The 21,282-nt window shown below is 64.2% G+C and carries 20 protein-coding genes; 7 read left to right on the forward strand and 13 right to left on the reverse strand.

Features of this window, described 5'->3' with window-relative positions; translation table 11 throughout:
• Positions 1 to 33: 33 nt before the first annotated feature.
• A complete protein-coding gene (locus LB568_RS32660; protein ID WP_224732328.1) occupies positions 34 to 888 on the reverse strand; it encodes an ABC transporter substrate-binding protein in 855 nt (284 codons plus the stop codon).
• A gap of 101 nt (positions 889 to 989) precedes the next feature.
• Positions 990 to 2,003, reverse strand: coding sequence for an isopenicillin N synthase family dioxygenase (locus tag LB568_RS32665; RefSeq protein WP_224732329.1), 1,014 nt, complete (start codon positions 2,001 to 2,003; stop codon positions 990 to 992).
• A 103-nt stretch (positions 2,004 to 2,106) separates the two neighbouring features.
• Here LB568_RS32665 and LB568_RS32670 point away from each other — a divergent pair, with 103 nt between their 5' ends.
• Positions 2,107 to 3,051 (forward strand): nucleoside hydrolase, encoded by a 945-nt coding sequence (locus LB568_RS32670; protein ID WP_224732330.1) that lies wholly within the window; start codon positions 2,107 to 2,109, stop codon positions 3,049 to 3,051.
• 125 nt (positions 3,052 to 3,176) lie between these two features.
• Positions 3,177 to 3,851 carry a TetR/AcrR family transcriptional regulator gene (locus LB568_RS32675; RefSeq protein WP_224732331.1) on the forward strand — a complete coding sequence of 225 codons (675 nt, stop codon included), beginning with the start codon at positions 3,177 to 3,179 and terminating at the stop codon, positions 3,849 to 3,851.
• A gap of 58 nt (positions 3,852 to 3,909) precedes the next feature.
• Here the strand turns inward: LB568_RS32675 and LB568_RS32680 are convergent, their stop codons facing one another.
• Both LB568_RS32680 and LB568_RS32685 read right to left on the reverse strand, forming a co-directional pair.
• Positions 3,910 to 4,434, reverse strand: a complete 525-nt coding sequence (locus tag LB568_RS32680) for a hypothetical protein (protein WP_224732332.1) — start codon at positions 4,432 to 4,434, stop codon at positions 3,910 to 3,912.
• 12 nt (positions 4,435 to 4,446) lie between these two features.
• Complete coding sequence (locus LB568_RS32685; RefSeq protein WP_224732333.1) at positions 4,447 to 5,277, reverse strand: class I SAM-dependent methyltransferase; 831 nt, start codon at positions 5,275 to 5,277, stop codon at positions 4,447 to 4,449.
• Positions 5,278 to 5,356: 79 nt separating this feature from the next.
• On the opposite strand from LB568_RS32685, the gene LB568_RS32690 reads away from it, so the two are divergent.
• Entirely contained in the window at positions 5,357 to 6,265 is a 909-nt protein-coding gene (locus LB568_RS32690) for a LysR family transcriptional regulator (protein WP_224732334.1), read from the forward strand.
• Between the two features lie 47 nt (positions 6,266 to 6,312).
• Here the strand turns inward: LB568_RS32690 and LB568_RS32695 are convergent, their stop codons facing one another.
• The 5 genes from LB568_RS32695 to hisS all read right to left on the reverse strand — a co-directional run bounded on the left by LB568_RS32695 (position 6,313) and on the right by hisS (position 12,941).
• On the reverse strand, positions 6,313 to 7,416 hold the full coding sequence (locus LB568_RS32695) for a calcium:proton antiporter (protein ID WP_224732335.1): 1,104 nt from the start codon (positions 7,414 to 7,416) through the stop codon (positions 6,313 to 6,315).
• A gap of 96 nt (positions 7,417 to 7,512) precedes the next feature.
• Entirely contained in the window at positions 7,513 to 9,285 is a 1,773-nt protein-coding gene (locus LB568_RS32700; RefSeq protein WP_224732336.1) for an AMP-binding protein, read from the reverse strand.
• Between the two features lie 152 nt (positions 9,286 to 9,437).
• A complete protein-coding gene (hisG, locus tag LB568_RS32705; protein ID WP_224732337.1) occupies positions 9,438 to 10,142 on the reverse strand; it encodes an ATP phosphoribosyltransferase in 705 nt (234 codons plus the stop codon).
• On the reverse strand, positions 10,139 to 11,260 hold the full coding sequence (locus LB568_RS32710) for an ATP phosphoribosyltransferase regulatory subunit (protein ID WP_224732338.1): 1,122 nt from the start codon (positions 11,258 to 11,260) through the stop codon (positions 10,139 to 10,141). Before LB568_RS32710 ends, hisG begins: the two co-directional genes overlap by 4 nt.
• Positions 11,261 to 11,438: 178 nt before the next feature.
• The gene (hisS, locus tag LB568_RS32715; protein ID WP_140574633.1) at positions 11,439 to 12,941 is read right to left on the reverse strand and encodes a histidine--tRNA ligase; all 1,503 of its coding nucleotides are present in this window, start codon (positions 12,939 to 12,941) and stop codon (positions 11,439 to 11,441) included.
• Between the two features lie 348 nt (positions 12,942 to 13,289).
• On the opposite strand from hisS, the gene LB568_RS32720 reads away from it, so the two are divergent.
• A complete protein-coding gene (locus LB568_RS32720) occupies positions 13,290 to 13,541 on the forward strand; it encodes a hypothetical protein (RefSeq protein WP_224732339.1) in 252 nt (83 codons plus the stop codon).
• Between the two features lie 57 nt (positions 13,542 to 13,598).
• The gene (locus LB568_RS32725; protein ID WP_224732340.1) at positions 13,599 to 14,006 is read left to right on the forward strand and encodes a hypothetical protein; all 408 of its coding nucleotides are present in this window, start codon (positions 13,599 to 13,601) and stop codon (positions 14,004 to 14,006) included.
• 31 nt (positions 14,007 to 14,037) lie between these two features.
• Here the strand turns inward: LB568_RS32725 and LB568_RS32730 are convergent, their stop codons facing one another.
• On the reverse strand, positions 14,038 to 14,676 hold the full coding sequence (locus LB568_RS32730) for a DNA-3-methyladenine glycosylase I (protein ID WP_224732341.1): 639 nt from the start codon (positions 14,674 to 14,676) through the stop codon (positions 14,038 to 14,040).
• Between the two features lie 214 nt (positions 14,677 to 14,890).
• Between LB568_RS32730 and LB568_RS32735 the strand changes: the two genes are divergently transcribed.
• Together LB568_RS32735 and LB568_RS32740 are read left to right on the forward strand one after the other, a co-directional pair.
• Positions 14,891 to 15,634, forward strand: a complete 744-nt coding sequence (locus tag LB568_RS32735; RefSeq protein WP_224732342.1) for a L,D-transpeptidase — start codon at positions 14,891 to 14,893, stop codon at positions 15,632 to 15,634.
• Between the two features lie 270 nt (positions 15,635 to 15,904).
• A complete protein-coding gene (locus tag LB568_RS32740) occupies positions 15,905 to 16,825 on the forward strand; it encodes a bifunctional 5,10-methylenetetrahydrofolate dehydrogenase/5,10-methenyltetrahydrofolate cyclohydrolase (protein WP_224732343.1) in 921 nt (306 codons plus the stop codon).
• A 15-nt stretch (positions 16,826 to 16,840) separates the two neighbouring features.
• On the opposite strand, the gene glcF is transcribed toward LB568_RS32740, so the two are convergent.
• The 3 genes from glcF to LB568_RS32755 form a co-directional block, all read right to left on the reverse strand.
• Positions 16,841 to 18,166 carry a glycolate oxidase subunit GlcF gene (gene glcF / locus LB568_RS32745; protein WP_224732344.1) on the reverse strand — a complete coding sequence of 442 codons (1,326 nt, stop codon included), beginning with the start codon at positions 18,164 to 18,166 and terminating at the stop codon, positions 16,841 to 16,843.
• Positions 18,167 to 18,170: 4 nt separating this feature from the next.
• The gene (locus LB568_RS32750) at positions 18,171 to 19,382 is read right to left on the reverse strand and encodes an FAD-binding protein (RefSeq protein WP_224732345.1); all 1,212 of its coding nucleotides are present in this window, start codon (positions 19,380 to 19,382) and stop codon (positions 18,171 to 18,173) included.
• A 221-nt stretch (positions 19,383 to 19,603) separates the two neighbouring features.
• Complete coding sequence (locus LB568_RS32755; protein WP_224732346.1) at positions 19,604 to 21,100, reverse strand: FAD-linked oxidase C-terminal domain-containing protein; 1,497 nt, start codon at positions 21,098 to 21,100, stop codon at positions 19,604 to 19,606.
• Between the last annotated feature and the right edge of the window lie 182 nt (positions 21,101 to 21,282).

Raw genomic sequence — 21,282 nt, forward strand, 5'->3', positions numbered from 1 at the left:
GCCCCCGCCCGCCCGGCCCGGCCCCGGTAATTTCTATTCGGCGCGAAGCGCGTCCATGGTGCCGACGAAGTAGGGTTCCTTGATGGCATAGACGCCCATGCCGTACTTCTCCAGGATAGCCTTGTAAGTGCCGTTCTTGAACAGCTCGGAAAGCGCGCCCACCATCATGTCGGCGGTTTCCTTGTCGTCCTTGGCGATCGCCATGCCGAGCGGCGCGACCTCGTAAAGCGTCGGCAGGACCACCAGCTGACCCTTGCTCGTCACCTCGAAATAGCTCGATGCGGTCGCATCGTCCATGCGGGCATCGACACGATCGGACAGCACGGCCTGGACGATATCCGTCGATGAGTTGAAGACCGATTTTTCGATGGCCGCCTGACCCTTGTCGGTGCACTCCTTGCCGAGCTTGTCGACCAGGAAATCCGAGGCGCTGCCGGCCGAGACGCCGACACGCTTGCCGCAGAGCGGCGTGTCGCCGCTGAAGCTGGCCTTCTTCGCCGGCGATGTGGAGACGGCAAGGCCGGCCTTCAGGAACATGACGAAATCGACCTGCTTCAACCGCTCGGGCGTTGCCGAAAACGTCTCCCAGGCGATCTTGAAACGGCCCGCCGCCAGGCCCGGTATCATCGAGGGAAATGGCGTGCGCTGCACGTCGAGCTTGGCGTCGACGAGCTTGGCCACCTCGCCGGCCAGTTCGACGATGATGCCGGTCTGCTTGCCGTCGGCGTCGAGATATTCGAACGGCGCGTAGTCCAGCGTGTTGGCGACGGCGAGCGTTCCGCTCTGCTTGACATCGGTGGATTTCGGAACCTCGGCGGCCTGGGACCCACCCCAAGCGATGGCGGAGATCGCCAGCGCGAGACTGGTCATTCGCAGATATGCATTCATTGCTGTTCCCCTTTCTTTTCCTTGTTGGCAGTGTTGGCAGTCTTTGTCAGGCAAGGCTCGAGTTGGCCGCTGTTCGGGGCCGGCTCGGGCTCGGCATCTGCTCAGGCGCCGGCCGCTTCCGCCGCCTTCTTCTTGCGATAGTGATAGTTCTTGTCGATGCGCTCCATCAGATAGTCGCCGTAGAGCACCGGCCCGTATTTCGGCTGCGTGCCGGCCGGCACGCAGACCGGCAGCGCTTCGATCGTCTCGTCCATGGATGGATCGAAGAAGAAGGGCTGCGAATAGCGCTCGCGTCCCGACCGGTTGATGACACGGTGCGGCGTCGAGACGAACTGGTCGTTCGACCAGCGCGCCAGGATGTCGCCGACATTCATCACGAAGGAGTCCGGGACCGGAGGTGCCGGAACCCAGTCGCCGGCCTTGTTCTTGACCTCCAGGCCGCCGACATTGTCCTGCGCCAGCAAGGTGATGAAGCCGTAGTCGGTGTGCGGCGCCGAGCCGAAGAGGCCTTCTTCCTGGGGCTGCGTTGGATAATGCAGCAGGCGCAGAAAAGTCGTCGGCTGCTCGAAATAGCGGTCGAGGCTGCCGGGGGGCAGCCCGAGCGAGAGCGCGATGGCGCGGACCATCTTGCGCGCCAGCGTGCCCATCTCCTCGACATAGCGATCGATCGTCTGCCGGAACCCCGCCAGCGCTGCCTCGTCCGGCCACTGGTTGGGGCCTTGCAATGGCTTTTCGGCCAGCGCCCTGGGATCGTCGGCGCCGACCTCGTGCATGAAGAAGATCGATTCGCTCTGGTTCGGCTTGCTCACCGTCGCCACGGAGGAGGTTACGATGGTCGAGCCGGCAAAGGGCAGATAGCCGCGGAAATTCCGGTCGATCTTCAGCTTGAGCTTTTCCTCCTCCGGCAAGGCAAAGAAGCGCTTGCTGGCTTCGCGGACCGCTTCGACATCGGCGCGCGGAATGGGATGACCGGTGACATAGAGGAACCCGATCGTCTCGAGATAGCGGCGCAGCGTCGCCGCCGTCTCGCGGATCGCGCCTTCGTCGCCACCGTAGAGCGCCGACACGTCGAGGATCGGGATTTCGGAAAAATCGCCGCGCGCTTGTGCATCCATTTTCGAACACCCTGTCTTGAACATAAGATACAGTACTGTATTTCTACACATCCGAACGGCCTCATCAATAGGCTTTCGACCGCAAAAGGAAGAGCGCTGAAACATGGCACCACGCAAGATCATCATCGACACCGATCCGGGCCAGGACGACGCGTTCGCCATCCTCTTCGCACTGGGGTCTCCGGCCGAACTCGAGGTGGTCGGCATCACCACGGTCGGCGGCAACGTGCCGCTCGCCCTGACGTCGAAGAACGCGTTGAAGGTCGTGGAGCTTGCCGGGCGGCCTGACGTGCCGGTCCATGCCGGATGCCCGGCGCCGATGGTGCGCAAGCTGATCACGGCCGAGTATGTCCATGGCGAAACCGGGCTAGACGGCGCCGATCTTCCCGAACCCGTGATGCCGCTGCAGAGCGAACACGCAGTGAATTACCTGGTGCGCACGATCATGGAGGCGCCGGAAGGCGAACTGACCGTCTGCACGCTCGGGCCGATGACCAACCTCGCCATGGCCATGACCATGGAGCCGAGAATCGTGCCCCGGCTGCGCGAAGTCGTGCTGATGGGCGGCGGCTTTTTCCAGGGCGGCAACGCCACGCCGGCGGCGGAATTCAACATCTTCGTCGACCCGCATGCGGCCCACAAGGTGTTCGACAGCGGCGTGCCGGTGACCATGGCCGGCATCGACTGCACCTACACCGCACTGATGACGCCCGAGTGGCTCGACCGCCTGCGTGCAACCGGCAGCCGCGCCGCGGTCGAGGCCGCCAATCTGGCGGACTTCTATCGCCAGTACGGCACTCACAAATTCGAAACGCCGGCGCGCCCCATCCACGATGCCTGCGTCACCGGTTACCTGCTGGCGCCACAGATCTATGAGCAGCGGCAGTGCGCGGTGACGGTCGACATCGTCTCGCCGGAGACGATCGGCATGACGGTGGTCGACTGGTGGCACGTGACCGGCCGCACCAAGAATTGCAACGTTCTGCGACGCATCGATCCGGCGCCGTTCTTCGAACTCATGCTGGAGCGGATCAGCGCATTGCCATAGAGCGGTTCCTGGAATTGCTCTGGTCGCGCGTTCCGCGATAGATGGACCCTCGAAGAGTCGCGAAGCGCATCGAAGCCGGCGAACGGATTGGAGGCGTCGCGCATGGCGATGAAGGTCTTGATCACATGAAAGCCGACAGCGCCCCGGCCAGAGGCAAGAGACCGTCCAAGGCAGCCCCGCGTTCGAAGACCGCGCGGCAGACGCTCAGCCGCGACGCCTGGATCGCCGCCGCGTGCAAGGTGCTGGAGAAGCGTGGCATCGCCGAGGTGAAGATCGACCGCCTCTCCAAGCAGTTGAAGGTCACGCGCGGCAGCTTCTATTTCCATTTTGCCAGTCTGGACGATCTTCGTGGCGGCCTGCTGCAGGAATGGCGCAACATCAACTGCGCGCCGTTCTGGGCGATGCGCGAGATGCACGACATTGACGGGCTGCAATTCTTCACCGACATCGTGCATGTGTGGGTCGATGAAGCCCCGTTCAGCCCGCTGCTCGACCTGGCCATCCGCGACTGGTCGCGAACCTCCCGAAAACTGGCGCAGGAGGTGAAGGACATGGACGATTTGCGCATAGCGCTGCTGATCCGCTCGTTCCGCGCCATGGGCTATCCCCCGGACGAAAGCCTGGTCAGGGCTCGCATCACCTATTTCCACCAGATCGGCCAGTATGCGCTGTCCTTCAAGGAGGATCCGGCGGTGCGCCGGAGCTACCAGCCGCTGTTCGGAGAGGTGCTGCTCGGACCGCTCGTGCAGGAGCCCGGCACGGCGCCACGGCCGACCGAGATAAGGAGCGGACGGCGGTAGCATCCGCTTCCGCCTCGCCGCTATTGCCTTCGAAAGTGCAGCCGAGCTCCCAGTTGATCTAGGAAGCCCTCGCATTCTCCGTGATGGCGCGAGATGCGCTCCGGTGGGGACGCAGCAGAAAATAGAACGCGGTGACATGCGTGATCATCAGCAGCGGCACGTAGAGGATCGGGATCGCGTAGGCGGCGCCCAGCAGCCCCGCATGGGCAGGAAGATCGGCCTGGATGGCCTGATAATAGTCGACGATGAGGTCGACCATGCCAACGATGTTGAAGGCGACGACGAACGCCCAGAACAGCTGGCGTACCTTGACGGTAAGCAGCGCCAGCATGGCCAGCACCCCGGTTGCGAAGTCGCCATAGGCGGCAAAGGTGGCGAAGCTGGCCGGCAGATCGGGGCCGACGACGCCCGGAAGGATGAAGACCAGGCCGAAGAAGCGGAAGCTGTGCAGCGTGGCGATAGCGCGTTGCGCCGCGATCCGATCCATCGATCCGAGCCACGGCAGACCGTATGCGCCAAAGCAAAGCAGCCACACGACATAGCCAAAGACGAGATGTGTCTGAAAAAGGGCTTCCGTCGACATTCCGGTCTCCTGTCAGCTGTTGGTCGACGCGGCCTCGAACACCGCGGTCAGGATGCCGAGCCGGCCTTGCATGAGATTTCGCCCCAAATTGGCCGCAACCTCGGCAAAGTCCGATCCCATCACCACGCCGAGATTTGGCGAAGGCGGCGGACCCGACGCACGCAACTGCGCGAACCAGGTCTTGGCGATTTCGGTGTCGTCCTGCCATGCCAGCATGCGGAAGCCGGCCGGTTCGATCGCTTTGCGCGTCGCGTCGATTGTCAGCAGAAAGCTCGTCGCCGGTGTTCGCGCCCAGGGAAGCGGATAATGGGGCTCGCCGCCGGCCAATACGACGTCGAAGGTGGCAAATCTGCCGCCTGACTTCAGCACGCGCCGAATCTCCCGGTAGAGCCGCGTCCGGTCGGAGATGTTCATCGCCACATGCTGCAGCAGCACGATGTCGAAACGGCCATCATCGAATGGAAGCTCCAAGGCGCTGGCGGTCTGGAAAGACAGCTGCCCGCTCTGCCCCGTGCGCTCGGTCAGATAGCGCGCGGCATCCACGAAAGGCTCGCTGAGATCGACGCCAGTAACCCGACAGCCATAGGTCGCGGCCAGAAAGCGCGCCGGCCCGCCGATGCCCGAGCCGACGTCCAATACCGACATGTCCGCCTCGATTCCGGCCAGTTGAGCAAGCTCGGCCGTCGCCGCAAGCCCACGGGTGTGAAATTGGTCGAGGGTGCCCAATTGCTGGGGCGTGAGAAGCTGATCCTCCGGGGCCAGGGCGGCCAGTACCGTCCTCAACCGCTCGGTCAGGCCAGTCGCGCGATAGTGGTCGCGCACGCCATCAAATTCATCGGTCATCGCAAGATGTCTCCTAGCTTCGTCTCCCTAGTTATGCGCGCTTCCATCGTTCGACTATCCGTTGTAATCACAACGACCCATGAAGCAGAACTACACAGTGAGGCATGGTGCGCTGGAGGGTGTCGAGGTGTTCCTGGCTGTCGCCAGGCGTCGCAACTTCCGCCGCGCCGCCGCCGATCTCGGCGTGACGCCATCCGCCGTGAGCCAGGCGGTGCGCGCGCTGGAAGCCCGTATTGGCGCCGCGCTGTTCGTCCGCACGACGCGCAGCGTCGGTTTGACCGAGGCTGGTCAGCGGTTCCTCGATCGTGCCGGCCCTGCCTTCGAAGAGATCGTCGCCGCTGGCGAGGCCGCCCGAGACGTCGGCCAACGGCCGACCGGCCTGCTGCGCCTGTCGGTGCCCCGCGCCGTCGTGCCGTTGATCCTGGAGCCGGTGATCGCGTCCTTCTGTCGGGCCTATCCCGAGGTCGAACTGGAGATCGCCGCCAGCGACGAGATGGTCGATCTCGCGACCGGCGGTTTCGATGCCGGCATTCGCCTCGGCCAGTTCATCGCCCCCGACATGGTCGCCGTGCGACTGACGCCGTCGTTCTCGTTCGTGGTCGTTGGCAGTCCTGACTATTTCGAGCGCCACGGGCGCCCCGAGCGGGTGGAGGATTTGCGCCACCACGCCTGCCTGCGCTTGCGCCGTTCGAACGGCGCCATCGCGCCATGGTCCTTCATTGATGGCAACGAGGCGATCGAGGCCATGGTCTCAGGCCCGCTGATCGCGCATGATTATCCAACGATGGTCGGGGCCGCGATGCGGGGGATCGGGCTGGCGCAGATCCCTCGGCCTGTCGCCGAAGCTCCGATAGCGCAGGGAAAACTCGAGCCGGTGCTGGACAGCATCGCCGCCACGACGCCGGGCGTCTTCCTCTATCATCCCGGCAAGCGCCAGATCCTGCCGAAGCTGCGCGCCTTCATCGACCATCTCAAATCCGCGGTCTGAGGTAGCGAGGTATGCCGCCCCCTGGCGCTTCGCTTGCACCAAGGCTTTCACGGTATAAATATCAGAAATACATAGGTAAAAAATACCACAAGATGGACCATTCCGGTCAAGAACGTCGTTCTTTCAGTGCTGAAGCTTACATTGCATATGAAAAGCGCCAAGACCAAAAGGACCGCATCGGCAGCCGGCAGCCCTAAGGTCAGTCCTCTCCCCGTCAGCAGGCTTGCGGCAGCAACTCCCGGTATGGTCAGGCCGATCGTGGCGCAAGCCGAACCCATCGCGACATTCAAGCCGCGCTGCAGCTCGTTGTTGAGTGAAGCGCGCACCGCCGAAATGGCCTCCGGCATCAACACCAGCCCCGCGATCATTGCCCCCACAATGCTGTCAGCCTGGGTCACCTGGTAGGCAACGAGCGTATTTTCGACGCTTGCCGCGACCTGCTCGGCGAGCATGACAATTCCGATCAGCCCGGCCACCAGCAGCAGAGCGCTGGCAGAGATGTTCTCGTGAGGGGCAGCGAGCACCGAAACGTCGTGTGGTTGTCCCTGGATAAAGTCTTCCCGGTGACGGACGGTCTGCGCGAACACGAAGCTTGCATAGAGCAGCACTGAAAGGACGCTGACGAAACCAAGTTGAGCTGCCGAAAACGTGCCGGGATCCGTAGTCTGGGTGTAGGTCGGCAGAATAAGCGTCATGACGGTCAGCGCGATCAGAACCGCCAGATAGGCACTGGTCCCTTGCCGAACGATGGCCTGCTTGCGATGACGCCAGCCGCCAAGCGCGAGACACATGCCGACAACGCCGGTGGACGTGATCATTACCGTCGAGAAGACGGACTCCCGTGCCAGCGTCGGGTTGTTCTCTCCATGCAGCATCATGGAAACAATGATCGACACTTCGATCGCCGTGACGGCAAACGTCAGCACCAGCGTGCCGTACGGCTCCCCTACCCGCCGAGCTACCGCCTCGGCGTGGTCGAGCACCACGAAAATGGTGACGAACATGATCGCACTCGACAGCGCACCGACAAGGATCCTGGCGTTCAACGAACCCTGGTCCACCGACAGCCCGCTGGCTCTGACCGCGACAGCCATCGCCAGGGCGGCCAGCGGCATCGCGTAGGAAACCGCCGATCGTCCGAAACCAGTCATGCAAGCCCCCCATGCGTCCGCGGCTCCTGAAGATGCCGCGAGGTCGCGCGACCTTGGCATTATCGAGCGCAACGACAAAATCGAGGCGCCCGCCCCTCACGCCGTCTTCTGCGTCACCAGTCCCAGTTCCTCCACCATCGCTTCGCGCATCAGGAATTTTTGCGGCTTGCCGGTCACCGTCATCGGCAATTCGGTGCGGAAGCGGATGTGGCGGGGGATCTTGTAGTGGGCGATCTGGCCGGCGCAGAAGTTCTTGATCTCCTGCTCGGTGGCGATCTGGCCGGGCTTGAGCACGATCCAGGCGCACAGCTCCTCGCCATATTTGGTGTCGGGAATGCCGAACACCTGCACTTCCCGGACCTTGGGATGGCGGTAGAGGAATTCCTCGACCTCTCTCGGGTAGACGTTCTCGCCGCCGCGGATGACCATGTCCTTGACCCGGCCGACGATGTTGCAATAGCCCTCGGCATCGATGGTGGCGAGGTCGCCGGTGTGCATCCAGCCGTCGGCATCGATCGCCTCGCGGGTCTTGTCGTCGTCGTCCCAGTAGCCCTTCATCACGGAATAGCCGCGTGTGCACAGCTCGCCCGGCGCGCCGATCGCAACCGTGGCGCCGTCGGCATCGACCGCCTTGACCTCGACATGAGGGTGGATGCGCCCGACGGTCGAGACGCGCTTTTCCAGGGGATCGTCGACGCCGCTCTGGAACGACACCGGGCTGGTCTCGGTCATGCCGTAGGCGATGGTCACCTGCGACATATGCATCAGCGACACGACCTTCTTCATCACCTCGATCGGGCATGGCGAGCCGGCCATGATGCCGGTGCGCAGGCTGGAGAGATCGAAGGATTGGAAATCGGGATGATCGAGCAGGCCGACAAACATGGTCGGCACGCCATAGAGCCCGGTGCAACGCTCCTGCGCCACGGCTTTCAGCGTGGCGCCGGCATCGAAGCCCTCGCCCGGGAAAACCATGGTCGTGCCCTTCGAGACGCAACCCATCGTGCCCATCGACATGCCGAAGCAGTGATAGAGCGGCACCGGGATGCACAGCCGATCGTCGACGGTCAATTTGATCGCCGAAGTGACGAAATTGCCGTTGTTGACGATGTTCGAATGGGTCAGCGTCGCGCCCTTGGGCGCACCCGTGGTGCCTGACGTGAACTGGATGTTGATGGCATCGCCGGGCTTCAGCCCCTCGGAAATGCGGTCGAGACTGTCATGCTCGTCGCGGCCGGCCATGGCCAGCACGTCGCCGAAATTGAACATGCCGGGCGAGTTCTCCTCGCCCATGCGGATGACGATCTTCAGCGCCGGCAGCCTTTGCGCCTTGAGCTTGCCGGGCGTGGCCTCGGCGATCTCGGGCGCCAGCGTCTCGATCATGCCGAGGTAATCGGAGGTCTTGAAGCTGGCCGCCGTCACCAGCGCCTTGCAGGCGACCTTGTTCAGCGCATAGTCGAGTTCGGTCAACCGGTAGGCAGGGTTGATGTTGACCAGGATCAGGCCGATGCGGGCGGTGGCGAACTGGGTCACCAGCCACTCCCAGCGATTGGGCGACCAGATGCCGACGCGGTCGCCCTTTTCCAGTCCCAGCGCCAGGAAGCCGGCGGCCAGCGCGTCCACAGTGTCCGACAGTTCGCTCCAGGTGAAGCGCTTGTCCTGGCCAACGAAGACGGCGGCATCTTGCGTGGCATATTTGCTGGCGGTGTCGGAGAACAGCGCGGGGATCGTCTCCTTGAGCAGCGGCGGCGCGCGCTCGCCGGAGACATGCGCCTTGCCATCGACAGGGGCCACGAAGACATTGCCATTGCGAGCGGCGCGGCCACGCAGATTGGTGGCGTTCTTCAGCTCGTCGAGATTGACCGGCATCGCTGTATCCTCCCAGGACGAACCAAACCTATCAGCCTGCCGGGACGGTGGAAATCCCGCCGATGGTAGTGGAGGTGCTGCCGTTGGGGAGGTGCACTGCCGCAGCGACCCCCTGTCCGCCTTCAGCGGCTGCCTTTCAAGTCACCTGCCCTTCAAGGAGGAGGGAGGAGGGCGCTCATCTTCGACGCGATGTCGCGCAGCAGGGCTTCATCGGCCGCCGCACGCGGCTTCTTCGAGGCCACCAGGCAGGCTTGCGACTTCAGGACAACGCCATCGCCCAGCACCTTGAGGTGATTGGCGCGCAGCGTCGAGCCTGACGTGGTGATGTCGACGATGACATCGGCGAGGCCAGCCGCCGGCGCGCCCTCGGTGGCACCCAAGCTTTCGACGATGCGATAGACCTGGATGCCGTGCTTCTGCGAAAAGAACTGCTGGGTCAGCCGCCAGTATTTGGTGGCGATGCGCAGCCGCCGGCCGTGACGCTGGCGAAAATCGGCGGCGACGTCATCGAGATCGGCCATGGTGTCGACGTCGAGCCAGATCTCGGGCACCGCAACCACGACATCGGCATGGCCGAAGCCGAGACGGGCGACGATTTCCACGCGCGCCTCCCAATCGGCGAGATTCTCGCGCACCAGGTCCTCGCCGGTGATGCCGAGATCGACCGTGCCCTGGCCGATCTCGCCAGATATCTCGGAAGCTGACAGCAGGGCGACCTCAATGCCTTCGGCGCCTTCAATGCGGGCGCGATAGGAGCGCTCGTCGCCAGGCAGGCTGACGGAGAGGCCAGCCCTGGCCAGCACCTCCAGCGCCTGCTCCTTCATCCGGCCCTTCGAGGGAATGGCCAAGGTGATCATAGTGCCGTCTCCCGCAACGCCTCGATGCGGTCGAGCCAGACTGAAAAGCCGACGCCGGGGATCGCGGTCTTGGCGCCGAGCAGCGTCAGCAGCCGGTCGTAGCGGCCGCCGCCGGCCAGGGCGCGCTCGCCATCCTGCGCCGCGATTTCGAAGACCACACCGGTGTAGTAGTCGAGCGGTCGGCCGAAAGCGGCATCGTAGCGGATTGTTCCCACCGGCAAGCCATGCGCCTCGATCGCGCGGGCGCGTGCCGCGAACTTTTCCAACGCCGCCCCCAACGAAAGCCCGGCACCGGCGGCGAAGCTCTCCAGCGCCTGGGCCGCGCCATCGAGCGGCACATCGATGGCCAGAAAGTTCTTGAGCGCCGCGAAAGCCTCGTTCGACAGCCGTACGCTGCGCAACTCGGCCTTTTCGATCAGCCGCCGTGCAATGTCCGTGGGCGAGCGCCCGGCCGACGCCGACAGGCCGGCCTCCTCCATGCCGCCGGCGATGTGCGCCGAAAGACCATCGAGATCACCGTCGAGAACAAGCGCCGCGACATCGCCCGAAAGCTGGCTGTTGCGCGGCGGATTGGCGAGATCGGCGAGTGCGGCCTCAAGCATCGGCGCCGAGCCGAAGGCGCGGGCAAGCCGCATGCGCCAGCCACGCGGCAGCCCAAGGGCGGCGAGCACGGCTTCGAAAATGGCCTGGTCGCCGAGCGTCACCGCCAGGGGACGGTTGGGCAGCACCAGCGACAGCAAAGCATGCGCGTCGGCCACGGAGCGCGCATCGGCCTCGGCCGTATCGCGGTCGCCGAGATCCTCGATGCCGGCCTGGAAAAACTCGTTGCCGCCTTCGCGGCGCTGGCGAAACACCTCGCCCAGATAGGAATAACGGCGCGGCGTGCCGGCCTGCGAGCTTATATGGTCGAGACAGACCGGAATGGTGAATTCCGGCCGCAGGCATAGCGTCTGCCCGGTCTCGCTCTCGGTAAGGAAGATGCGCCGCCGCAGATCTTCGCCGGCCATGTCGAGAAAGGGATCGGCCGGCTGCAGGATGGCGACCTCGACCGCATGCGTGTTGCGCGTGGCGAAGAGGCTGGTGATGTCGGCTGAGATGGCGGGGTAGCGGGAGGTCATGGACAGGATGGGCGCGAGGCACCCCCCTCTGGCCTGCCGGCCATCTCCCCCGCAAGGAGGGAGATCGGCAGCTTGAGACACGGCGCCTCTTCTTCGACGGTGGAGATTGGCGAAGGCCTACGGAACATCCAATCTCCCCCCTTGCGGGGGAGATGGCCGGCAGGCCAGAGGGGGGTGTTCAAGCGCCACCCTCTGCGCGATCGGCAGCCTGCGCCGCCAATATCCGGCTTACCTCGGCGACCAGCTCGCTTTCGGCCACCGTAACCTGCGCGGGGCGCGCGGCGCGCCATTCGGCATTGTCGGTGATCTCGGCCGACATGCGCGCGCCTTCGATCAGATCCTTGATCTGCAGTTCACCCTTGGCGCGCTCGTCGCCGCCCTGGATGATTGCGACCGGGCAGCCGCGCCGGTCGGCATATTTGAGCTGCGCCTTCATGCCGGCGCCGCCGAGATACATCTCGGAACGGATGCCGGCAGCGCGCAGTTCGCTCACCATCTTCTGGTAGCGGCCGAGGCTGTCGGTGTCCTTGTCCATCACCAGCACGACGACCGGCGCGATCACGTCGGCGCTGTCGAGCTTGCCGAGGTTCTTCAGCGCCGTCATCAGCCTGGAGACGCCGATGGAGAAACCGGTCGCCGGCACCGGCTCGCCACGGAAGCGCGAGACCAGGCCATCATAACGGCCGCCACCGCCGACCGAGCCGAAGCGCACGATCTGGCCGTCTTCATTGGGGATCTCGGCCAGAAGCTCGGCTTCGAAAACCGGACCGGTGTAGTATTCGAGGCCACGCACGACGGAGCGGTCCATGGCAATACGGTCTTCGCCATATCCCGCAGCCCGGACCAAAGCTTCAATTATCGAGAGTTCCCCGACACCTTCCTGGTAGACTGAGTTCGCGCTGACGCTGGCATCCTGGCCCTGCGCATTTCTCGCCGTCGCAAGAAGAACCGCTTCGGATTGCGCGTTGTCCAGCCCGGCACCCTTGGCGAAATCTCCCTCGCCTTCCTTGCCGCCGTCCCAGCGCCCGGGGCCAAGCAGGAGCCTCACGCCTTCCGGACCGAGCTTGTCGAGCTTGTCGATGGCGCGCAGCACGGTCAGCCGGCGTCCGGCATTGTCGTCGCCGCCAAGGCCGATCGCCTCCAGCACACCATCCAGCACCTTGCGGTTGTTGACGCGGATGACGTAGTCGCCGCGCTTGATGCCGAGCGCTTCCATGACATCGGCCATCATCATCGCCATCTCGGCGTCCGCCGCGACACCCGGCGTGCCGATCGTGTCGGCGTCGAACTGCATGAACTGGCGGAAGCGGCCGGGGCCCGGCTTCTCGTTGCGGAACACCCAGCCGGAGCGGTAGCTGCGGTAGGGTTTTGGCAGGCGCTCATAATTCTCGGCAACGAAGCGCGCCGTCGGCGCGGTCAGGTCATACCGCAGCGACAGCCACTGGTCGTCATCGTCCTGGAACGAGAACACGCCCTCGTTCGGCCGGTCCTGGTCGGGCAGGAACTTTCCCAGCGCATCGGTGTATTCGATCAGCGGCTGGTCGGCCGGTTCGAAACCATAAAGCTCATAGACCGAGCGGATCGTCGCCATCATCTTCTCGACGGCGCGGATGTCCTCGGCGCTGCGGTCGGCAAAACCGCGCGGCAGCCGCGCTTTCGTCTTTTCCGATTTGTCGGCCATGAGATGGGTCTTTTTGCTAGGTAAATGATGACTTTATTTCGAGTGCGCGTGTCCTAACCGATGCAGCCGGGACCGGCAAGGGTCAGCGCCTCTGCCTTCTCCCTTGCGGGAGAAGGCCTCGCGAAGCGAGGTCGTATGAGGGGTGTTCCAGGGAACGTCAACGTCTCACTCCGCTGGAACACCCTCATCCGTCTCGGCGCTGCGCGCCGATCCACCTTCTCCCACAAGGGGAGAAGGAAAACGATTGAAACAAAAACGAACCGAAAATGAAACAGTCCTGCCATGAGCACGGCATCGTGCCGACACAATCGCGGCCGATATAGCGCACCACACGAAGGGGTTCGGGACATGACCAGCACAGCGAAATTCCATGCCAACAGCGATGCCGGCGAGCTGCCTACGCGCTTGCGCCCGGCCGACATCCGCGCTCCGAAGATGGCTGGCCAGCCCGCCGGGCCATTCGAGATACCGGCCGATATCGGCAAGGGGCCTTCGACGCGCGATGCATTGGTGACCGGCCTGCTGGTGATCTACCCGACGGTGGCCACCGTGGTTGCGATCGTCGCCGGCCTGTTCCTGGCCAGCATCAACGGCACCTGAAACTGCCCGCTTCGTTGGAAGCAATTTTCATAGTTTTTCTCGATCGGGGGATTGAGCATGCGACTGGGCTACGCATACGGACTTGGCTGTGCACTTCTTCTCGGGGCGGCAAGTCTTGTTGGGGTGGCCAATCCGGCCAGTGCCGCCGGCTGCAAGCCGGGCGACGCAAATCTTGCCGGCCACTACTATCTGCGCGGTGTCATGGAGGTCGGCTCCGAATTGCTGCTCAAGAAAGACGGCAGCTTCGAGTTCATGCTCGCCTATGGCGCCAATGACCAATACGGCAAGGGCTGCTGGGTGAGGAAGGGATCGACGGTCGAGGTCATCCCGGCCGGTCACAGCTCGGCATCGACGCATCACACACCCGACGACAGCGGTTTCAGCGGACTGGTTCTGACCGTTTCCGGCCGCAGCCTGGTGTGGAACATCAACGGCAGCGGCCACGAGGGCCGGTTTGAGAAGTGACTTACCTGCCCCTTATCGAGGTGGGGAAGCCCTATTTCGGCCGCTTGAATGCCTTCCTCTCCTTCTCGACCGCCTGGCGGCAAACACAGCCCTCAAGATGGTCGTTGACCAGGCCCATGGCCTGCATGAAGGCGTAGACCGTGGTCGGGCCGACAAAACTCCAGCCGCGCTTCTTCAATTCCTTCGAAATCCGCACCGAGACCGCCGTGGTCGGGTTGGCGCGCAGATGGGCGAGGTCGACGATCCTGGGCCGTTCGTCCTTGCCAGGTTCGAACTTCCAGAACCAGGCGGCCAGCGAGCCGAACTCGTCGACCATTTCGCGAGCGCGTTTGGCGTTGTTGATGGTCGAGACGATCTTGCCGCGATGGCGGATGATGCCTGCATTGCCGAGCAGGCGTTCGACATCCTTGTCGGTGAAGGCGGCGACCTTGTCGAAGTCGAAGCCGGCGAAGGCCTCGCGAAAATTCTCGCGCTTGCGCAGGACGGTCAGCCACGACAGACCCGACTGGAAACCTTCGAGGCAGATCTTTTCGAACAGCCTGCGGTCGTCCGACACCGGCCGGCCCCATTCATGGTCATGATAGTGCAGATAGTCGGGCAGGTTGCCGTGCCAGAAGCAGCGCGCGACACCGTCGGGACCGGCGAGCAGGCCGGTATTGTCTTTTTCCATTGGCCAAAATCCGTTCGTTAATGCGCTTGCGCTGTATTTACCGCGGCTTTACCAGATTCCTGAACCCGGCGGTAACCACACCAAAAGGTTTACTGACAGAACCGCATTTTACGCATTCCGATTCATGTTTCGGTTGCTGCTTGCGCGCCAATGATCGCTGAACCGGGAGGTCGTTTCCACCCGGTTTTATCAGACGATCAAGGGTGCGTTCCCGATGAAGAGAGTTTTGTTTCCCGTGCTCGGCGCCATGGCTGTGTTTGCCTCCGGCGTCACGCCCTCAGCCGCTGACGACCGCTATGCCGACAGGCCGCCGGTGATGGTCAGCCCCGACCTTTCCGCCCCCTGGGTGCTCCAGCTTGGCAATGCGCCCGGCATCGTGCGGCAGAACCGTGAGTTCGTGCAGCAGCCGCGCCTGCGCACCGCGCAACCGGCGCAGCCCGACCGCGTGCGGACGGCAGCCGTGCAGGCTCCGGCCAAGCGTGTGGCCATGCGCCCGCAGATCAACCCGATCTACCTGCCGCAGGAAGTCGCCTATGACGGCCCGCAGAAGCCGGGCACGATCGTCATCGACACGACGCAGAATTTCCTGTTCCTGGTCGAGAAGAACGGCAAGGCGCGGCGCTACGGCGTCGGCACCGGCAAGCCGGGCTTCGAATGGTCGGGCACGCACAAGATCACCAACAAGCGCGAGTGGCCGGACTGGCGCCCGCCAGCGCAGATGATCAAGCGCGAAGCCGCCAAGGGCCGCTATCTGCCGACCTATCTGGCCGGCGGCATGGAGAACCCGCTCGGCGCGCGCGCGCTCTATCTCGGCACGACCGAGTACCGCATCCACGGTACCAACCAGCCGTGGACGATCGGCGGCGCAGTGTCGTCGGGCTGCATCCGCATGCGCAACGAGGACGTGGTCGACCTCTATGAGCGGGTCAATGTCGGAACGACGGTCGAGGTGATATGATAGTTCTCGCGAATCACTTGGCCGGCAAAGCATTGAGCTTTTAGGGGCCGGTCTAGGAGATAACGGGGGACGGGCCGTATGGGGATGCGGCCGGTCAGGAAGGGCAGCACGGGAAACCGCGCTGCCCTTTCCGTTTTCCTGTGAAACCGAGCCAGCACCCAGGCAAGGCTGCGCCCGAACGTCGCGCCGAGGGCATGGTGGTTCGCTTTCGTGCTGCCATTTTCGATGTTCCTTTGCTATGGGAGCGCCACCAGACAAAAGAGTTCGTCCATGTCCCTGTCCGACGACAACCGCTATCTCAAGGGCGGCCCGGTTGCCCAGCGCATCATCGCCGCCGTGCGCGAGGATGCCGCGATTGCCAAAGCCGAGGGTTTTCCGCCCAAGCTGATCTCGATCACCGTCGGCGATACCGACGCGGTCGATGTCTATGTGCGCAACCAGCGCGCCAAGGCCGAGCTCGCCGGCATCGATTTCGAGGAAAGGCGTTTTCCCGCCACCATCACGTCGGGCGAACTGGAGGCCGCCATCCACGGCCTGAACGCCGATCCGCGCGTCACCGGCATCATCATCCAGCGGCCCGTGCCCCCTCATATCCCGATCAAGACGCTGCAGGCGGCGGTGCATCCGCTCAAGGACGTCGAGGGCATGCACCCGGCCTCGATCGGCAACATCGTCTACAACCAACTTGACCTCGCGCCCTGCACGGCGGCCGCCTCGGTCGAACTGCTCAAGGAAACCGGCCTCGATCTCAAGGGGCTGGAGGTCGTGATCGTCGGTCATTCGGAAATCGTCGGCAAGCCGATCGCCTTCCTGTTGATGAGCGAAGGCGCGACGGTGACCGTCTGCCACCACATGACGCGGTCGGTCGCAGCGCACGCGCGGCGCGCCGACGCACTGTTCGTTGCGGTCGGCAAGCCAAGACTGATCAAGGCCGACATGGTCAAGCCGGGTGCTGCCGTCATCGACATCGGCATCAATTCCGAGATCGGGCCGGATGGGACGAGCCGCATCGTCGGCGATGTCGACACCGAAAGCGTGCGCGAGGTCGCCTCCTGGATCACGCCTGTGCCGGGCGGCGTCGGTCCGATCACGGTGGCGATCCTGCTGCGCAACACGATGGTGGCGCTCAGCCGCCAGCGCGCGCTTTACGAGGCGACTTACGGCACGGCGGACAGGCTGGCGGCGGAGTAACCGCCGAGCGCGGCCCTACTCCGCGGCGATCAGATTCTCGTCAAGAACGCCTTCCGGCTTCGGTCCGCCATAGGCCCAGTCGAGCAGTTTTACCGTGTGCACCACGGGCATCCTGGCGGCGGAAGCGATCTGCGTGATGCAGCCGATGTTGCCGGTGGCGACGATCGAGGCGCCCGTTGCCTCGATGTTTTTCACCTTGCGGTCCCGCAGCCTGGCCGAAATCTCGGACTGCAGGATGTTGTAGGTGCCGGCCGAACCGCAGCACAGATGGCCCTCGCGCGGCTCGCGCACGACGAAGCCGGCCCTTGTAAGCAACTCTTTCGGCTGACGCGTGATCTTCTGGCCATGCTGCATCGAGCAGGCGGAGTGATAGGCAACGACCGTGCCTGGCTTGCGCACAGGTTCGGGCAGGCCAAAAGCGGCTAGATATTCGGTGATGTCCTTGGCCAGCGCCGACACGCGCGCGGCCTTTTCGGCATAGGCCGGATCGAGGCGCAGCATGAAGCCATAGTCCTTGATCGTCGTGCCGCAACCCGACGCGGTGATGATGATAGCGTCGAGACCGCCCTGGACGATGGCGCGCGTCCAGGCATCGACGTTCTGCCGGGCCGAGGCAAGGGCTGCCTGTTCGCGCCCCATATGGTGGACCAGCGCGCCGCAGCAGCCCTCGCCCGGAGGCACCACGACCTCGACGCCGAGCCGCCTCAGCAGCGAAATGGTCGTGTCGTTGATGGCAGGATCGAGCACCGACTGCGCGCAGCCGGTGAGGATGGCGACACGACCCTTTTTCGTCCCCTGCCCGGCATGGATGCCTGGCGACGCCATCGGCGAAGCTGCCGGGATCGACGCCGGCGCGAGCTTGAGCATGGCGCCAAGCGGCTTCAGTGCCGGGATCTTCTCAAACAGGCCGATAAACGGCTTGCCCAGCTTGGCCAGCTTGAGCGCCGCGCGAAAGCGCTGGGGATAGGGCAGGACGAAGGCCAGCATGGCGCGGGTCAGGCGGTCGAGCAGCGGCCGCTTGTAGGTCTCCTCGATATGGGCGCGGGCATGGTCGACCAGGTGCATGTAGTTGACGCCCGACGGACAGGTGGTCATGCAGGCCAGGCACGACAGGCAGCGGTCGATATGGGTGACGATCTCCTTGTCGGCGGGTCGGCCGTTTTCCAGCATGTCCTTGATCAGGTAGATGCGCCCGCGCGGTGAATCGAGTTCGTTGCCAAGCGTCACATAGGTCGGGCAGGTGGCGGTGCAGAAGCCGCAATGCACGCATTTGCGCAGGATCTTCTCCGACTCCGCGACATCGGGATCGGCAAGCTGGGCAAGCGAGAAATTGGTCTGCATCGCGTTAGTCCTGGGCCATGCGGCCGGGATTGAGGATGTTCTTTGGATCGAATTCCTGCTTCAGACGCCGGCTCAGTGCGGCAAGCGCCGGCGACTGCGGCTCGTACACCGGCAGAGCGGCGCGATGGGCGGGTGCCGCGCGCACCAGCGTCGCATGGCCGCCGCCATGTTTGCGCAACAAACCGCGCAGCAGCGCGGCCTCCGGATCGCCCTCTTCCATGCGCAGCCACACCAGCCCGCCCTGCCAGTCATAGAAGGCGCTGACGGCGGCCTGCATGCGCAAGGTCAGGACCATTTGATGCCCTTGGGAAGGCGTCATCGAGACGCGCCAGACCGGTTTCTCGCTGCCGTCGGCGAACGGCCTGCAGTCGCGCACATCGCGCCAGATCTGCCGCGAAACGTCCCCGGAAATTTCCTCCAGCGGTCCGGCCTTGGCGAGCAGCGTCTTCAGCGCGGCGATACGATAGGCGACGGACGGACCAAAACCCTCGACACGCAACAGCGTGGCAGCATCGCTGCCGAGAGCGCCGCCGGCGACACGCGCGGCCATGCGCTCCGGCAGATGGGCAGCGCTCGACACTTCCGCGCTGGAGCCGAGCGCCAGGGCCATGGCGCTTGCTGCCGGCTCGTCGAGCAGGCCACGCACCGCGAGCGTGACCTCGGTCTCGGCCGCGGGCAGCACCTTGAAGGTGACGTCGGTGAACACGGCAAGCGTGCCCCAGCTGTTGGCCATCAGCTTCGACAGATCGTAACCGGTGACATTCTTGACCACGCGGCCGCCCGACTTGAATTCCTCGCCCCGCCCGGACACCACATTGATGCCGAGGATATGGTCGCGCGCGGCACCCGCCTTCAGCCGGCGCGGACCGGACAGGTTCGCGCCGAGCACACCACCTATGGTGCCCCTGCCCGGTTCGCCACCGAGCAGCGGGCCGTAATCCATCGGTTCGAAAGCGAGCTGCTGGCCGTTTTCCGCCAGCAGCTTCTCGATGCCGGCCAGCGCCGTGCCGGCCTTTGCCGACAGCACCAGCTCGGCGGGTTCATAGAGGGTGACGCCGGTGAGCATCGACAGGTCGAGCGTATGCTCGGTCTGCAGCGGGCGGCCGATGCCCCGCTTGGAGCCATGACCGATGATTTCGAGCGACGCCTCTTCCGCCACGGCCCAGGCTATGGTGGAGAGGACTTCGGATGAGGTTGTCGGGGTGAAGGTGGTCATGAAGAGAACGCGCCCTCGAATGCGGAAACGCCGCGTTCCTTCGCACCCCCTTCTGTCCTGCCGGACATCTCCCCCGCAAGGGGGGAGATTGGCAGCTTCAGCCACTCGCCTGGCTGGCAGCGCTGGAGATTAGCGAAACCCCACGCGACATCCGATCTCCCCCCTTGCGGGGGAGATGTCCGGCAGGACAGAGGGGGGTGTTCAAGCGCTGGCATACCCACTCAAAACCTCGGAATGTCCGGAAACGGCAGCTTGCCGCCCGAAATATGCATGCGTCCAAGCTCAGCGCAGCGGCGAAGCTGCGGGAACACTTTTCCCGGATTGAGCAGGTGATTGGGATCGAAGGCGCATTTGACGCGCATCTGCTGGTCCAGGTCGACCTGGTTGAACATCTCAGGCATCAGGTCTCGCTTCTCGACCCCCACACCGTGTTCGCCTGTCAGCACGCCGCCGACCTTGACGCAGAGCCGCAATATGTCGGCGCCGAAGCTTTCGGCCTTGTCGAGTTCGCCCGGCACGTTGGCATCGTAGAGGATCAGCGGGTGCAGATTGCCATCGCCAGCGTGAAAGACGTTGGCGACGCCGAGCCCGTATTTTTCCGACAGTTCGCGCATGCCGGCCAGCACGCGTGGCAATTCCTTGCGAGGGATGGTGCCATCCATGCAGTAATAGTCCGGCGAAATGCGGCCCACCGCCGGAAATGCCGCCTTGCGGCCAGCCCAGAAGCTCAGCCGCTCCTGCTCGGACTGCGAGATGCGGCAGGTGGTCGAACCGTTGCGGATGGCGATTGCCTCGACCGCGGTGATGAGATGATCGACCTCGACGCCCGGCCCGTCGAGCTCGACGATCAGCAGCGCCTCGACATCGAGGGGATAGCCGGCATGGACGAAATCCTCGGCTGCGTGGATCGCCGGCCGGTCCATCATCTCCATGCCGCCCGGAATGATGCCGGCGCCGATGATGTCGGCAACGCACTGGCCGCCCTGCTCGCTGGTCGGGAAGCCGATCAGCAGCGCGCGCGCCGTCTCCGGCTTCTTCAGGATGCGCACGGTGACCTCGGTGACGACGCCGAGCAAGCCTTCCGAACCGGTCATGACGCCGAGCAGGTCGTAGCCTTCCGCGTCGAGATGATTGCCGCCGAGCCGCACCACTTCGCCGCTCATCAGCACCATCCCGATGCCGAGCACATTGTTGGCGGTGAGGCCGTATTTCAGGCAATGCACGCCGCCGGAATTCTCCGCGACGTTGCCGCCGATCGAGCAGGCGATCTGGGAGGATGGATCGGGGGCATAGTAGAAGCCCTCCTGCTCGACGGCGGTGGTGATGCCAAGATTGGTGACGCCCGGCTGGGCGACGACGATGCGATTGGGGTAGTCGATCGCAAGGATGCGGTTGAAGCGGCTCATGACCAGCAGCACCGCATCCTCGAGCGGCAGCGCGCCGCCCGACAGCGAGGTGCCGGAGCCGCGCGGGACGACACGGATGTTGCGGTCGTTGCAGTATTTCAGCACCCGAGAAACCTGCGCCACCGTTTCGGGCAGCACCACCACCAGCGGCAGTTGGCGATAGGCGGTCAGGCCATCGCTCTCGAAGGCCCGCATGGCATTGGCCGCATCGACCACGCCTTCGCCCGGCACGATGATGCGCATGTCGGCGACGATCTCGTCGCGCCGGCGGATCGTGGCGTCGTCTGGTTTCGGCATGGCCAGGCCGGACATCAGCAGCCTCATTTCGCTTGACTGGTCAAAATCTTTTACCAGTGAAGCGCGATGGTTGCAAATACTGCCGTGGCGGAGATACACGCCCCAAGGCGGGACTAGCTTCCGCAGCGGCAATCTGCCGCTGTTTTACCCTCCCCCTTGTGGGGAGGGTCGGCTCACGATCGCAGCGAAGCGAAGAT

The sequence above is a fragment of the Mesorhizobium sp. B263B2A genome (assembly GCF_020165775.1).
Classification (GTDB): Bacteria; Pseudomonadota; Alphaproteobacteria; order Rhizobiales; family Rhizobiaceae; genus Mesorhizobium; species Mesorhizobium opportunistum.

Excerpts from the sequence above, each read along its gene's own strand:
- LB568_RS32725 (WP_224732340.1), top strand. The coding sequence starts at position 13,599 with ATGCGACTGGGCTACGCATACGGACTTGGCTGTGCACTTCTTCTCGGG.
- LB568_RS32750 (WP_224732345.1), bottom strand. The coding sequence starts at position 19,382 with ATGACCACCTTCACCCCGACAACCTCATCCGAAGTCCTCTCCACCATA.
- LB568_RS32740 (WP_224732343.1), top strand. The coding sequence starts at position 15,905 with ATGTCCCTGTCCGACGACAACCGCTATCTCAAGGGCGGCCCGGTTGCC.
- LB568_RS32700 (WP_224732336.1), bottom strand. The coding sequence starts at position 9,285 with ATGCCGGTCAATCTCGACGAGCTGAAGAACGCCACCAATCTGCGTGGC.
- LB568_RS32680 (WP_224732332.1), bottom strand. The coding sequence starts at position 4,434 with ATGTCGACGGAAGCCCTTTTTCAGACACATCTCGTCTTTGGCTATGTC.
- LB568_RS32720 (WP_224732339.1), top strand. The coding sequence starts at position 13,290 with ATGACCAGCACAGCGAAATTCCATGCCAACAGCGATGCCGGCGAGCTG.
- LB568_RS32675 (WP_224732331.1), top strand. The coding sequence starts at position 3,177 with ATGAAAGCCGACAGCGCCCCGGCCAGAGGCAAGAGACCGTCCAAGGCA.
- LB568_RS32730 (WP_224732341.1), bottom strand. The coding sequence starts at position 14,676 with ATGGAAAAAGACAATACCGGCCTGCTCGCCGGTCCCGACGGTGTCGCG.
- LB568_RS32660 (WP_224732328.1), bottom strand. The coding sequence starts at position 888 with ATGAATGCATATCTGCGAATGACCAGTCTCGCGCTGGCGATCTCCGCC.
- LB568_RS32670 (WP_224732330.1), top strand. The coding sequence starts at position 2,107 with ATGGCACCACGCAAGATCATCATCGACACCGATCCGGGCCAGGACGAC.
- LB568_RS32685 (WP_224732333.1), bottom strand. The coding sequence starts at position 5,277 with ATGACCGATGAATTTGATGGCGTGCGCGACCACTATCGCGCGACTGGC.
- LB568_RS32665 (WP_224732329.1), bottom strand. The coding sequence starts at position 2,003 with ATGGATGCACAAGCGCGCGGCGATTTTTCCGAAATCCCGATCCTCGAC.
- hisG (WP_224732337.1), bottom strand. The coding sequence starts at position 10,142 with ATGATCACCTTGGCCATTCCCTCGAAGGGCCGGATGAAGGAGCAGGCG.
- hisS (WP_140574633.1), bottom strand. The coding sequence starts at position 12,941 with ATGGCCGACAAATCGGAAAAGACGAAAGCGCGGCTGCCGCGCGGTTTT.
- glcF (WP_224732344.1), bottom strand. The coding sequence starts at position 18,166 with ATGCAGACCAATTTCTCGCTTGCCCAGCTTGCCGATCCCGATGTCGCG.
- LB568_RS32735 (WP_224732342.1), top strand. The coding sequence starts at position 14,891 with ATGAAGAGAGTTTTGTTTCCCGTGCTCGGCGCCATGGCTGTGTTTGCC.
- LB568_RS32695 (WP_224732335.1), bottom strand. The coding sequence starts at position 7,416 with ATGACTGGTTTCGGACGATCGGCGGTTTCCTACGCGATGCCGCTGGCC.
- LB568_RS32755 (WP_224732346.1), bottom strand. The coding sequence starts at position 21,100 with ATGTCCGGCCTGGCCATGCCGAAACCAGACGACGCCACGATCCGCCGG.
- LB568_RS32690 (WP_224732334.1), top strand. The coding sequence starts at position 5,357 with ATGAAGCAGAACTACACAGTGAGGCATGGTGCGCTGGAGGGTGTCGAG.
- LB568_RS32710 (WP_224732338.1), bottom strand. The coding sequence starts at position 11,260 with ATGACCTCCCGCTACCCCGCCATCTCAGCCGACATCACCAGCCTCTTC.